The organism is Bacillus sp. F9_6S_D1_P_5 (assembly GCF_054823925.1).
Window position 1 is genome coordinate 1 of sequence record NZ_JBTREW010000021.1, and the last position, 13,221, is coordinate 13,221.

A 13,221-nucleotide genomic window follows, 5' to 3' on the forward strand; every position below is an offset into this window, starting at 1 on the left:
CTTCTTTCTTTACTTCAGGTACTTCCTCTTCTTTCTTTACTTCAGGTACTTCCTCTTCTTTCTTTACTTCAGATACTTCCTCTTCTTTCTTTACTATTCTTTCTCGTGAATTATCTTGTTTATTCAGATCTTTATACTTGTGAATTTCATCCCATAGCGCCTTACCAATCCATGGCTTATTCATCACCATCCCCCCATCTAATAAAATTCAGGAAAATATGTTATTTTACACGTATTCATTTTCATCATTATATATGTTTTATAATAATAAAAAAGACATTGTCTTTTTATCAAAGACAATGCTTTTTTAGTTTTATACTTGCACTTGTTGTACTTGTAAAACTTTTAAAGTAAGATCTAGTACAATTTTTTCACGAAGAGTATCAAATGGTTCATTTAGATCTGTTGGACAAGGCGAAAAGTCTAATTCGAAAAATTGAGCGCTAACTAACTCGCAATATGGTTGTTCGTTATAAAAAACTGTATTTTCGAAGAAGTATTTGTCTAAACGTGGTAGATCACCATTTTTAGGATTAATAAAGTGAGAAGTAGTATCTGAGGAAGCAGCTACTATAGCTAATGATAGAAAATCAGCTTCTGTTAAATCTGCAAAACCAGAAAATGGAACATTTGCAATACGGTCATATAGCACTCCATTACACTCATCATTTGCATACTCAATATTTTTCCGAATATATCCTTGTACAAATAACTTTGCTCTTGTAACTCTTCGGTAAGGTGTACCTGGTACTGGTTCGAATGCTACAGGAACTAACTTACATTGTGTTAAAAATGCATTTTTTAAGATACGTTTAATTTCAACTGCTGGAGGATCTAATGAAATATCAGATTCTACAACAATTTGAATCGTTCTTTCTGCTAATACAACTGGTATTTTTACAATTGGTGCTCCTGGAGTAGTAATTGGCGTTGCAGGTGCATCACTTAATGGTGTTTGAGTTTGTCCTGCTACCTGACATGGTACATTAATTGGGCATTGTTCACTCATATTTTATAATCTCCTTTATAAAAAAATTAGAGCTTTTTAACTCTCTTTACTGTAGTACTTTTTCTATTATTGCGTGGGTTTGTATCATAGTCACTTTTATCATTTGCAATTAAAGATAGTATTCTATCTTTAATAGTCAAATACACACAGTTTAATATAATTAGTTTTTATGAATATTTACCTATTTAAAAATTCTTAACTATTATCGCGGAAACACACCATAATATGTTGATTAAGTTCAATAGTAAAAAGGATAACCATATTTTCGAAGAAACTTTCAAAAATCTATTCTTAAATTTATTAAGACAAATAAAATTAATTTTGTTAATTTCTTCATTCCAAAATATCTATGCAACAGCAAATTAATATTGGATGCACCTTATTGTTAAAAAATAAAAAACGACTTTTTCAAGTCGATTTTTATACCAATTTGTAATTTTAAAAAAGAGTAATTAATATGAATTTTATAGGATTTTCTAGACTTTTTCTGTTGTACAATTGTACAAATTCATTCATTTACCTATTATCCACAAAATAAGTATCATACGCCTTATCAAAAACATATCCTAGCTTTTCTGCTAGTTTAACAGATGTAGTATTCGCAGCATCCCAGTTTGGATATATTCCTTTTTCTAGACAGTCCAAGATTAACGCCGCACTAACTATAGTTGCCAATCCTCTTCTTCTATGATTGTGATCAGTCGCCACTTCAATTTCAATCCCATTATCATAAATGCTATATGATGATGCACCGCATACAACTTCTCCTTTATACAAAATACTATATCCTATACCTCGGTTTATATAATCTTCCACTGATTGAAATTGACTTGTAAAATCTTCAGAGACTTTATGTAATGTAGGGTTATTTACGATATGTTCATCTATTCTTCGTAACTCGTATTCATTTGGAAGCGCTGATATAAGAGATTGTAATTTTGAACGATCAAAAACTTCTGCATTACGTTTAAATTTATAGCGTAAAAACTTATCTATTTTTCTTTCGTAAAATGTTTCTAAACGCTTTTTCCATTCTACACTATTTACGATGACTAACACTCTATCAGGGATGTTTCGAAGCAATTCTTCTGTTTCTTTCACCTTTGAATCCCCAGCGTAAAATGTGAAAATCCCTACCGTAACTTGCGCTACTGTCGGATTTTCGAGATCATTTACCCACGCTGTACCCATATGTCCTTGTAAATAAGAAAGTAAAACAACGTTATTGAAATCCTCGAATATAGTAACTAATTTTTCTCTCGTATGTATATTCGCTTCATATATCATTTACATTCCTGCTTTCTTTAGAATCAATGCACTTCTACTTTTTTATAAGTCCTTTTATTCTACATATAAGCAAAAAGTCTACTACACTCCATATATTTATAAATTATTCATAAATATAAAATTATTATAACATCTAATAATAGGTAAAAGACTGTCCAGTAAAAAGGTTTACAGATAATATACTTCATAATAATTCGCAATCTAAAATCTTTTATTATGTAAAAAACCTCTACATTAGTTTAACGAATTTCCCGAAAGAATTCTCCTTCCTCAAGCGAGTGAAGGGCGTAGCCCAACGATAGCTGGGAGATGAATTTCGGTTTGAAAGTAGTCAAAAAATTTTGATAAAATAGCCATATGAGGTTCTTTGATAACTTGATATAGAAGGTTGCAGGAAGAAAATAGAGTGCGAAAACCAAGCCATTCGGTTCCTGCGTAAAATATCAACCGTATAAAGAGAACATCCAAGCGTTGGTCATCTAGGGATGGAACGCCCCGAAGTAACGCTCAGGGAGACGAAAGGTTGCTTTCGTCGTGGAACTGAGAAGCTCCCACTTCAAGCTTTGCTAAGTGGTGAGTAGTTCACCTTTCGTTTTACAACTACAAACTTTTCCTATTCGAATTGCATCAATCCTAGAGCAATCTACAAAGATAACCTCATTATCCTCTTGTACGAAGGATACAATACCACTCCTCTTATTAAATGAAAGAAAATAAGATACAACAATTCCGTTTCCGGCAATTACAATACTCTCAACTTTTGTAAAAGGCTCTAGACTTCGTAAAAATTCACAAATGTTATTTTGGTGACCTCGATAATTTCGTGTCGGCTCACAACCCACTTACACTCCATCCCTTCCCTATATGTTTTATCTAATACGTATAATATGAGCGGAGTATGAGAAAAGCTTGGACAATATAACTTTAACGGAAGGAATTTACACTAACACCAAGGAATCATACATATTTTTCGCCATAAATACATATAACAATTTCATCTTTCATGAAAAAAACGTTATAATGAAGTGTAGCCTCTACGATTACGTTATAAAGGAGATTAAAACAATGGCTAAAATTAAAGTATACCAAGCAAAAGAAGAAAATATGGAAGCAGTAAAAAACATCATTGATGTTGAGGAACAAAATCCAACTGCTGAAAACTTACAAAATCTATACGCATGTGTATTAGATACTGAAGATATGGCATTGCCTGAATCATACATTGAAGAAGATATCTTAATTGATTCTATTGAAGTTATGGTTAACGCTTCTCAAAGCAAAGTAAGAGACTTAGGTGCTTACGATGTAATCGAAGTTCAAAACAAAGGTAAGAAAACACAAATTTTATTATTAGCAGACGAAGAATACGAAATCATCGAAGGCTAATCTAAATCCGTACATACGAAAAAGCTCCCTTCCAATTGGAAAGGAGCTTTTTCATTACGCTTTTGATGTTTCGCTCTTTTTATTCGTTTGTTGTTTCTTAATTACCATGCGCTCATTTCCCATAAAGAAAATAAATATGAATGCTAAACCAGCTGGTACCAATGCCCACATAAATGTTTGGACAATTGAGCTAGAAAGAGCGTCAATAATTTTATCTAATATTTGCGGCGGAATTTGAGATCTTGCCGATTCTGATAGAATAGCTCTTGAATCTCCTAAAGCGTTTGTATTCATTCCTCCGCTCATACCTTTAAATGCTTCTTCTAATTGATCTTGAAAACCTGTTCTTTGGATCATTCCGAAGATTGTAATACCTAGTGTCATTCCTAACGAACGAATGAAGTTACTCGTTGAAGTCGCAGATCCTCGCTGTTCCATACCGAAGTTGTGAATAGCTGCCATACTTAGTACAGAGAATGAGAATCCAACTCCAAATCCGATAATAATCATATACACTGTTAATAATGCACGACTTGTTTCTGGCGTTAATGTGCTTAATAAGAATAATCCAATTAGCATAATAACCGCAGAAATAATCATAATGTTTCGATAGCTAAGCTTCGTCGTTAAAAATCCGCCTAACTGCGCTGTTACGACTGATCCTAACATCATCGGTAAAAGTAGTAATCCTGAGTTTGTTGCAGTGCCGCCGTATACACCTTGAATGAATAAAGGTATGTACACAGTTGCTGACATAAACGCTGCACCGTAACATAATGCAATAATAGTACTCATTCCGAATAAACGTTGTTTAAACATTTCAAATGATATGATTGGTTCCTCTACTTTACGTTCAATACATATAAATGCAATAATTAAAATAGCGAATCCACCAAATAAACTTAAAATAAAACTAGAATCCCAATCATACTTTTGTCCACCAAGCTCTAAAGCAAACATTAAAGAAACTACTGCACCAACTAAAGTAATTGCACCAAACCAGTCAATTTTTTGCTTTCTATGAACTCGTGACTCTTTATAAAAGAATGTAATAAAAATAAGTGCTAAAACGCCAAGCGGTAAGTTAATATAAAATACCCAGTGCCAACTAATATAATCTGTAATATACGCACCAAGTAATGGACCAAAAATACTGGATAAACCAAATACTGCTCCGAATAATCCACCCATTTTCCCGCGCTTTTCTGGAGGGAAAATATCAAAAACGATAGTAAACGCGATCGGCACTAATGCCCCGCCGCCAATACCTTGAATGGCACGATAAATACCTAACTGTGTAATATTTTCAGCAGTACCACAAAGTGCCGAACCAATCATAAAGACGATTAAACCGAAAATAAAGAATCTCTTTCTACCATACATATCTGATAGTTTACCGAATATCGGCATACCTGCCATTTCTGCGACCATATAGGCAGAAACGACCCATACAAAGTTTTCAAGGCCTCCTAAGTCACCAACGATCGTTCCCATCGCTGTTACGACAATGGTATTATCCATTGATGCCATTAAAATACCTAGCAATAAGCCCGCCACAACAAAGCCGAGCTTATTATTCTTCTCAACCATAACCTTGCTCTCCCTCGTACTACTAATATTTGCTTATGTTCTTTTACAACTGCATTACCTTTTTGGTTAAAGCTAGTATGATATTCTACAACACTAATTTCACACCCTGGACCAATAGTAACGTTGTTTCCTCTTACTACTTCAGCGATAGTATGCTCTAAATAAATTTCATCTCCTTCAATGATAGACGTTCGGAGGCTTCCAGTATGACTTGTAAATGGAATAAATCTCGCTTTTTTACGAACAGAAATCTTTTTACCACCGATTTCTCTCACTTTGCTCCCTTCATAACGAAGTGAAATTTCAATATTTTCAGCATTAAGTAATCCATCACTTTCAAGACCACCCGTTAGTGATAATTCCTCTACTTCAATATCTCCTTTCACATTTAAAGCGCCTTTCACATCTACGAAATTACCAGTAAACTTTCCCTTAACTTCTATCATACCTCTTACTTTTGTTTTTTCAATATGTGCATCACTATGCATTTGTGTGTTTCCATATACTTTTACATATTCCGCAGTTACATTTCCTTGTACTTCACTATCACCATACACGACATAGTTTTTCACTTTCATATTACCGCGTACTTCACTCGTGCCGTACGTTTTAAATTCATTACAGCTCATATCATTAGAAATCGTTCCTTCACCGCGTATCTTCACTTTGTTATAATCCCCGCCTGCTGAACTACCAGAACCATTGACAGTAAGACTATGTGAATGTTCCATATTACTTACTCCCTCCCATTAAACCTGCTTAATTTCCTTTACATTTGCACTTTTATCAACAGTAAGAACACCGGTATATTCAATGAGTTCAATTTCACAATTCGGTCCTACTGTAACATTGCTTCCTCTTACCGTTCTTATGTGAGCATAATCAATTTCGATATTGTCACCTTCTAACAGTTCAGCTTCTAATTGTAAACCAAATACTGATTTAAACAGTCTACTAAAAGTACCCATCCTATGTTTTACTTTAATCGTTTGACCACCAATTTCTTTCGCTCGACATGTACCGTGAATATTTATATTTATTTCATCCGCGCTTAATAATCCACCAATTGTAAACTGTCCATCAGAAGAAAAAGTATCCACTTCACAGTTGCCATCAATCGTCGCTTGACCATTGATTTTAAATTCTTCACCAGTAACATTCCCACCTATCGTACCTTTTCCTGCAATTTTCAAACTGTTTGCTTTCACATCTTTCGTAATAGTTGCTTTTCCATCAATTCGCATCGTTTCAGCATGAACTGTGCCATCGACTTTACCAGATCCACTAATTCGTGCACTGCTACTTTTCAAATCACCAGTAACTGCACCGTAACCGTTGCATTCAAATTTTTCACATTCAACATTTCCATTCACAGTCCCTTTTCCATTTAATTGCACTTTATGAAACTCGCCGCCATTCGATGAACCGTAACCATTTATAATTAAATTTTCTGTACGCATAATTTCTCCCCCACTACAATAGTTTCGTTTTTAATGCTTCGGTATATTTCATAATCGCTTCACGTAAAACAATTTTGGTGCCTTTTTCAAAAATTAAATCGTCTACGTTTGAAACTAAGAAACAAGTAGAAATCCCTAACTTTCGGACGATAATAAAATCACAAGTTTTATGCTTAATCGCTTCATAATTTTCACATAGAACTTGCAAGACCATTTTTCCTTCTTCTAAACTAATCTCTCCTGATTGTAGTAATTCTTCAAGCATATACACATAAAGAATATCCACAAATTGAAACTCTGTTGTTTTATTCGTTTGTTCTATGAAGAATTGTAAAACTGGCTCTGATGCAATCCCTTTACGTAAAAGGTCTTCCTTTGTTAAAAGGATTTCTCTTACACTCGGTGAAAACATATTTGCTAGTTCATCGAGTGATAAATCCTCTTTCATCGTTTGGATTTTATCAATACGATCTAATATCTTTTCTTTCGGAAAAAATGTTTCTTGACCCGTGAATGTTGACTTTCGTACAAACCAATCTTCCGGTATTAAATTTTTTCTTTTCCACCTATATAACTGTCCGTATGAAATACCAGTTAGTTCTAATAAATCTTTTTTTGAAATTAAATCTGTACTCAACTGTATAACACCCCTTCCTGATAACAATGTAACATAACACTGTTACGCTGTAAATAGACTTTTATCATAAGTAGCGTAACAATGTGTAAAACAACCCTGTTTCACACACAAAAACAGGGTTGTCACGCATCTTATAAAATGCGTAACAACCCTTATATATCAACATGTAAACCATATTTCATAAAAATCAATCCACCCTTGTGAATTAATCATTATATTTTGTACTTTTTCATGAGAAGTTACTTGTTGTTTGTTGCGGTATAAAGGAATAATATGAATGTGACGTAACAAAGTGTCCTCAATATCGCGTAACAATGTAACTCTATTCTCTAATTGTTCTTGTTTAAAATACGGGGACAACGTTTTATGAAAGTCCATGCTGCTTTGCCCATGAATAAAGCTATTTTTTGTAAGAAACATATATAGCAGACTATCTTCTATTCGCTCGCTAATTGTTGCACTATCATGCATCATATCAGCCTTTTGTATCGTACTCATTTCCAATAACTCTTTTATTTCAAGAAAATTTGTTTCTACATAAATCCCGTACTTCGCACACTCTTTCTGTATCCATTGTGCATCTTCTACGTGATCTCGTCCTGTAAATGTATAGAGTTGTAGCACTTCATTATGATACGTACTTCTCTTAATTAAACTTTCTATATCTTCCTCAATTTCTACTATGCTTTCATTTGCTAGTATTAGTTTCTTTGCCACTTCTCCACGTTCTCCGCCGAGTACTTGAACAATTTTATCGCCATGAATAATTTTATGTAGCGCCTTTCGAAATAGCTCATCTTGCATTGGTCCTTCTTTTACAAGATTGCACGTTACATATGTCACGTTCGATTCAAGCCGAGAGAACTCTTTATTAGGCTTTTCTTTATCTTTATACTGTGCCTTTACTAACACATCATACGTATTTACATTTTGCTCTACATTCATTAGTTCAATCCGGTCAAGAAAAGGTCTTTCACGATAATATAAATCGTGTACTTCTAATACAAATAAATGTGCATTCTTCTCTCGTAATAGGAAAGGGCCTGTACCAATGAAGTTTCCTGCTTCATCTTCCCGTACGATAGAACATTGTTCTGCGCTAAGCATATGTAAAAACATCTTATTTTCTGTATGTAATCCAATTTCAACAACATATTCATCCACTGCACGGACATTTTCAACATGTTGCAACATCCATGCGTGTGGGTTGTTTTCGGCTTTCATAAATCGATTCAATGAATATATAACTTCATGTGCAGTAAGTCGTTTTCCATTATGAAGATAAACACCTTTTCTTAAATAAAATGTCCAAACCTTGTCAGCATCATTATATTCCCAGTGAAAAGCAAGCCTTGGTTCTATAGAGTTTGTTTCCTTATTTACATATACGAGTGTATCAAAAATATGTTTAACCATATGACATTCCGATCTCATCGTAGCGTAAACCGGATCTAAAGCGATGTCCAGGTTCATTTGTACTTGTAAACGAAGGACATCTTTTCTTCCTTCAGGTGTCCTTTCTATTTGATGACCAAATATGGAATTTACCCAAACTTCATACTCTTTCTTTACTGACGGAAATTGTGAGCTGTAGCGTTCCACAAATGAAATTCCGCTTTTCACATCCCCTTTTTTCGTTAGTTCTTTTCCTCTGTCTAAAATTAATGTCATTGGTTGCTTTTGAAATATTAGTTTAGAACGATTCCCTCTTCCGCGCCCTGGAAACCAAGTAATCCAATGTAACTCTTCTAATTTTTTTATAATTAATTTACTATTACGCTCCGTACAAAATAATGTTTTTGCTATCATTTGTACGGTTACTTCTAATTGTTCTCCTTCTCGTCTCCCTTTACCGTAGACACACCATAGTTCAATATATTGATCTAAAATAAACATCATACTCCCCCTAAAAGGTGAAAAATAACCTCTTTTGTTTCTACCCTTTTTCCATTTCTCCTTTCATCTTATCATTTCAATATAGAAAGGAGGAATTAATATTGAACAATCTTTTACTACGTTATAACAAAACAATTATTATAAGACTGTGCGGCGAATTATTAACCCGAACGACTGAATCTATGTTAGCTCTCATTATGATTATTTACGTTAATAAAATGTTAAACGGTAATATAATAATCACCATGCTCATTTTTGGACTACAACCTCTTTCTGACATCATATTTACACTTATTGCTGGGGGAGTTACTGATAAATATGGGCGAAAAAAAATTATGTTGCTCGGCTTATTGCTACAAGGCGTTGCAATCGGCAGCTTCATCTTTGCTCAATCTGTTTTTATATTTGCATTGTTATACGTCATAAATGGGGTGGGTCGTTCCTTATATATTCCCGCTCAACGTGCACAAATTGCTGATTTAACAAAACAAAAACAACAAGCAGAAATTTTTGCTCTTTTGCATACGATGGCTGCAATTGGTTCCGTAATTGGTCCGATAATTGGCGCTATCTTTTATCGTACTCACCCTGAATATTTATTTATAATGCAAAGCATTACACTTATGGTATATGCAGTAGTTGTATGGACACAGCTTCCAGAAACCGCTCCAGTACTTAAAAAGCCTAAGCAAAACCTTGAAGTACCATCTCCAAAACAATTTGTACACAAACATTACGCTGTTTTGGGACTTATGATTACTACACTTCCTATTAGCTTTTTCTATGCACAAACTGAAACAAATTATCGTATTTTCGCTAAAGATATATTTCCAGATTTCGTATTCATACTCGCTTTTATTTCAACATGCAAAGCTATTATGGAAATCATTCTGCAAATTTTTCTCGTGAAATGGTCTGAACGATTTTCCATGACGAAAATTATACTTATTTCTTACACCTGCTTTACGATAGCTGCAATTGGCTACGGATTCTCAGCAACAATCTTGTCACTATTTTTCACATTACTCTTTTTAGTCATTGGAGAAAGTATTGCTTTCAACCATTTACTTCGATTCGTTTCAGAAATCGCTCCTATGGATAAACGAGGATTGTATTTTTCAATTTACGGGTTACATTGGGATATATCTCGAACGTGTGGTCCTGTACTAGGTGCGGTTTTATTAAGTAAACTAAATGGTAGTATGCTATTTTATATTTGTGCTTGTTTCTTAGTAGCTGGAGGTATTTTGCAAGCACTGTTTATTCAAAATGTAGAACGTAATAAAATGAAAAAAGACCTTTCGGAGCACACTCCTCATACTTTATAGGCTGCTTTCCTTATCATTTATCAATAAAATAAAAAGAAGGATGTCACAAAAGTCTCCAGACTTTCGCGACATCCTTTCTTTATTAGCCTGCCATTTTATTAATACTATCCTCTGGTGAAATTACTGAAATATGATTTACTTTACCAGTCGATTCTGGAATAATGAATTTCAGCTCAAACTGATTGTTTACTTTATATACATATATTTTATCTTCCCCATTTACCTTAACTGAAGTTGGTTTTCCTAATGCTTTCTCTATATCTTGTAATGTAATTGATTTTAGTTCAGCATGATAGGAGCGTACATCAAAAACTTGTGATCCTTTATTAAAACCGAAGGAGACATTTTTATTTGTAAAGGTAGCGTACATGCCGTTACCTGCTTGTTCCGTTTTATCTGCTTTCCCCCAAGCTTTCTCTATGTCTTCAATATCTCCTGTATGTGCTGCAAACGGGACGTTAGGTACTTTTCCTTCTTTCGCTAGTTCGAACAAATCTTTAACGTGGTTAATTGATTTTTGATTGATTGCTGTATCTTTTGTGCTTGAATCTGTACCTGATTTTGTTGATCCTTCATTATTTGATTTTGCATCAGATCCTTTCTTTTCTTCAGAAGAATTATTCTGTTCGTTTTTACTATTTTCTGATGTTTGGTTTGTTTCCTTCTTTTCATCTGTCCCTTTACATGCTGCTAATGAAAATAGGCATGTAAAAGAGAGTAATAATATAACTACCTTTACATACACTTTCATACATTTCAGCCCCCTATCATAATCTTATTCATCTTGATAACCAATCCATTACACTACTTTTCAAATCGTGTTTGTTCCAAAAAGTAAATGCTTCACTCTCTCCTAATGCTTGCACAACATATTCTACATAAGCTGTTCCTAAAAAATAACCAAGTCGGTTATATCCAAAATATTGTCCGCCAGATAACCGGAACCACTCTTTCTCTTTTTCTAACGTCCATCCTTCTATATAATCTTCCAAAAAACGTTTCTTTATATGTTCTTCATTTTCTATATAGTATTGTAACCAACGTTCACCATCATCGTTATATGAGTAATACACTGATTCATTTAAACCTTTCATAATTTGTTTTGATAAATATGTTGCAACACCCTCGCGATACAAACTAACTGCTGCGTCGGCCCACTCGGCTTTACTCCAATCCATTCCATCATTTTGTAACTTAACATTATGATATATATGGCCTATTTCGTGAGCGACAATAACACGAAGGTGATTTACATCTGGAGATAATTTTTCTGCTGCAAAAAATATGTCTCCAATGATTTCCCTTTCTACAAATGCATTAGAGCCAAATCCTCCAACAAATAAATGAAACTTCATATTTACATCAAGATTATATTTATTATGATATTCATTCGTTATCTCTTGAATAATACTTGGTAATGTTTCTGCAATGATACGAATATCTTCTAGTTTCGCCGGATATTGTTTAATGGCATTCGAAAGACGTTCTCTCGTTTTAGGACAATGATACGTAAAGTATTCTTCAAATGCCTCAGGATACGAAATGAAATATTGATTAAGAACTTCTAATTCTACATCGTCACTTCCCCATAATTTTAAAAAACTTGGAATTGTATTATTTATCATTTTTCCCATCTCCTTATATATCCCTTCTCGTCATATACACCGCAATCCTTCCTAAAACGTAGAAAAAGCAACAAAGGAGGATGAGCCTTCCTTGTTGCTTTTTTTGTTTAATCAAACCATTTGTCACTATCAGAAATCCATTTACCATTATGTAAATCGTAACATTCATCATAATAATGAAAAAAGCTGTCCAAAAAGGACAGCTTTACATATGTATTTTTACACTTCGATTGACTTACCATCTTCAACAATATGATAAAGTAAATGAGCTAAATGATGAATTGGACCATACTCTTCCTCTTCTTCGTCTGTTTCACCTTGGAACTCAAGATCATTTAAGTATAGTGCTAAAAATTGATAGTAAAGTTTTAAATCAAATCCGTAGCACGCAGTTGGCTCTTCATGATCGCCTTCGTATTGTAACATTAAGTATTGATCGTTTCCTTCTGCATCTTCTGCATCAAAGAATACGAAGAAGCCAACGTTTGTATCTAAATCAAATAGATGACGAGTGCCTTTTTCTGTTGCTTTGTTGAAATCCTCTTCACTTAATTTATGTACTGTTGTCGCTTTAGCATTATCTTCTTGATGGAAATTTACTGTAAATGTTTTCAATGCTGACACCTCCTGATTGTATAATACTAGCATAACATATAAAAAGGACTGCTTACAAATGTAAACAGTCCTTACATTCATTTTCTCATTGCTCGTAATAAGAAGCTTACGATGAAAATTAAAATGATCGCACCGATTAAAGCTGGAATAATTGCATACCCGCCAATGACTGGGCCAAAACTACCAAGTAATTTCGAACCAATCCAAGAACCAATAATACCAGCAATAATATTACCAATTACACCACCTGGTACGTCTTTTCCAGTAATTAAGCTCGCAAGCCACCCTAATATACCACCGACGATTAAAGACCAAATCATATAATAACCTCCTTTATATTTCACCAATCAAAATATAATAAGAAACAATTGCTTATCCTTAGTTATGT

General features: G+C 33.9%; 12 protein-coding genes and 3 pseudogenes. 2 read left to right on the forward strand and 13 right to left on the reverse strand.

What is annotated here, in order from left to right; all coding sequences use genetic code 11:
• The 4 genes and pseudogenes from ACUXEY_RS21870 to ACUXEY_RS21885 all read right to left on the reverse strand — a co-directional run.
• Positions 1-184 (reverse strand): annotated as a pseudogene (locus ACUXEY_RS21870) (BC_2427 family protein); the annotation flags it as partial.
• Positions 185-313: 129 nt separating this feature from the next.
• Positions 314-1,009, reverse strand: coding sequence for a CsxC family protein (locus tag ACUXEY_RS21875; protein ID WP_001294980.1), 696 nt, complete (start codon positions 1,007-1,009; stop codon positions 314-316).
• Positions 1,010-1,525: 516 nt separating this feature from the next.
• Positions 1,526-2,296 carry a GNAT family N-acetyltransferase gene (locus ACUXEY_RS21880; RefSeq protein ID WP_461301581.1) on the reverse strand — a complete coding sequence of 257 codons (771 nt, stop codon included), beginning with the start codon at positions 2,294-2,296 and terminating at the stop codon, positions 1,526-1,528.
• A 587-nt stretch (positions 2,297-2,883) separates the two neighbouring features.
• A pseudogene (locus tag ACUXEY_RS21885) lies at positions 2,884-3,138 on the reverse strand (BC_2878 family exosporium-associated protein); the annotation flags it as partial.
• A 223-nt stretch (positions 3,139-3,361) separates the two neighbouring features.
• Between ACUXEY_RS21885 and ACUXEY_RS21890 the strand changes: the two are divergent.
• The gene (locus ACUXEY_RS21890) at positions 3,362-3,682 is read left to right on the forward strand and encodes a hypothetical protein (protein ID WP_001062733.1); all 321 of its coding nucleotides are present in this window, start codon (positions 3,362-3,364) and stop codon (positions 3,680-3,682) included.
• Positions 3,683-3,736: 54 nt separating this feature from the next.
• Here ACUXEY_RS21890 and ACUXEY_RS21895 read toward each other — a convergent pair whose 3' ends face one another.
• The 5 genes and pseudogenes from ACUXEY_RS21895 to ACUXEY_RS21915 all read right to left on the reverse strand — a co-directional run bounded on the left by ACUXEY_RS21895 (position 3,737) and on the right by ACUXEY_RS21915 (position 9,265).
• On the reverse strand, positions 3,737-5,272 hold the full coding sequence (locus ACUXEY_RS21895) for an MDR family MFS transporter (RefSeq protein WP_429603322.1): 1,536 nt from the start codon (positions 5,270-5,272) through the stop codon (positions 3,737-3,739).
• A 26-nt stretch (positions 5,273-5,298) separates the two neighbouring features.
• Positions 5,299-6,003, reverse strand: a pseudogene (locus ACUXEY_RS21900) (cytoplasmic protein); the annotation flags it as partial.
• Positions 6,004-6,021: 18 nt separating this feature from the next.
• Entirely contained in the window at positions 6,022-6,732 is a 711-nt protein-coding gene (locus ACUXEY_RS21905; RefSeq protein WP_078417979.1) for a bactofilin family protein, read from the reverse strand.
• Positions 6,733-6,745: 13 nt separating this feature from the next.
• The gene (locus ACUXEY_RS21910) at positions 6,746-7,369 is read right to left on the reverse strand and encodes a YhbD family protein (protein ID WP_429603324.1); all 624 of its coding nucleotides are present in this window, start codon (positions 7,367-7,369) and stop codon (positions 6,746-6,748) included.
• 159 nt (positions 7,370-7,528) lie between these two features.
• On the reverse strand, positions 7,529-9,265 hold the full coding sequence (locus tag ACUXEY_RS21915; RefSeq protein WP_461301582.1) for an ABC transporter substrate-binding protein: 1,737 nt from the start codon (positions 9,263-9,265) through the stop codon (positions 7,529-7,531).
• A 101-nt stretch (positions 9,266-9,366) separates the two neighbouring features.
• Here ACUXEY_RS21915 and ACUXEY_RS21920 point away from each other — a divergent pair, with 101 nt between their 5' ends.
• The gene (locus ACUXEY_RS21920) at positions 9,367-10,593 is read left to right on the forward strand and encodes an MDR family MFS transporter (protein ID WP_461301583.1); all 1,227 of its coding nucleotides are present in this window, start codon (positions 9,367-9,369) and stop codon (positions 10,591-10,593) included.
• Between the two features lie 82 nt (positions 10,594-10,675).
• On the opposite strand, the gene ACUXEY_RS21925 is transcribed toward ACUXEY_RS21920, so the two are convergent.
• The 4 genes from ACUXEY_RS21925 to ACUXEY_RS21940 all read right to left on the reverse strand — a co-directional run bounded on the left by ACUXEY_RS21925 (position 10,676) and on the right by ACUXEY_RS21940 (position 13,153).
• Positions 10,676-11,344 carry a YjgB family protein gene (locus tag ACUXEY_RS21925; RefSeq protein ID WP_461301584.1) on the reverse strand — a complete coding sequence of 223 codons (669 nt, stop codon included), beginning with the start codon at positions 11,342-11,344 and terminating at the stop codon, positions 10,676-10,678.
• 28 nt (positions 11,345-11,372) lie between these two features.
• Positions 11,373-12,218, reverse strand: a complete 846-nt coding sequence (locus ACUXEY_RS21930) for an aminopeptidase (protein ID WP_461301585.1) — start codon at positions 12,216-12,218, stop codon at positions 11,373-11,375.
• 219 nt (positions 12,219-12,437) lie between these two features.
• Positions 12,438-12,833, reverse strand: coding sequence for a hypothetical protein (locus tag ACUXEY_RS21935; protein WP_000847587.1), 396 nt, complete (start codon positions 12,831-12,833; stop codon positions 12,438-12,440).
• A gap of 77 nt (positions 12,834-12,910) precedes the next feature.
• On the reverse strand, positions 12,911-13,153 hold the full coding sequence (locus ACUXEY_RS21940; protein WP_429603330.1) for a GlsB/YeaQ/YmgE family stress response membrane protein: 243 nt from the start codon (positions 13,151-13,153) through the stop codon (positions 12,911-12,913).
• Between the last annotated feature and the right edge of the window lie 68 nt (positions 13,154-13,221).

Coding starts and splice junctions, on each gene's coding strand:
- ACUXEY_RS21930 (WP_461301585.1), bottom strand. CDS start 12,218: ATGATAAATAATACAATTCCAAGTTTTTTAAAATTATGGGGAAGTGAC.
- ACUXEY_RS21895 (WP_429603322.1), bottom strand. CDS start 5,272: ATGGTTGAGAAGAATAATAAGCTCGGCTTTGTTGTGGCGGGCTTATTG.
- ACUXEY_RS21875 (WP_001294980.1), bottom strand. CDS start 1,009: ATGAGTGAACAATGCCCAATTAATGTACCATGTCAGGTAGCAGGACAA.
- ACUXEY_RS21890 (WP_001062733.1), top strand. CDS start 3,362: ATGGCTAAAATTAAAGTATACCAAGCAAAAGAAGAAAATATGGAAGCA.
- ACUXEY_RS21940 (WP_429603330.1), bottom strand. CDS start 13,153: ATGATTTGGTCTTTAATCGTCGGTGGTATATTAGGGTGGCTTGCGAGC.
- ACUXEY_RS21925 (WP_461301584.1), bottom strand. CDS start 11,344: ATGAAAGTGTATGTAAAGGTAGTTATATTATTACTCTCTTTTACATGC.
- ACUXEY_RS21905 (WP_078417979.1), bottom strand. CDS start 6,732: ATGCGTACAGAAAATTTAATTATAAATGGTTACGGTTCATCGAATGGC.
- ACUXEY_RS21915 (WP_461301582.1), bottom strand. CDS start 9,265: ATGTTTATTTTAGATCAATATATTGAACTATGGTGTGTCTACGGTAAA.
- ACUXEY_RS21880 (WP_461301581.1), bottom strand. CDS start 2,296: ATGATATATGAAGCGAATATACATACGAGAGAAAAATTAGTTACTATA.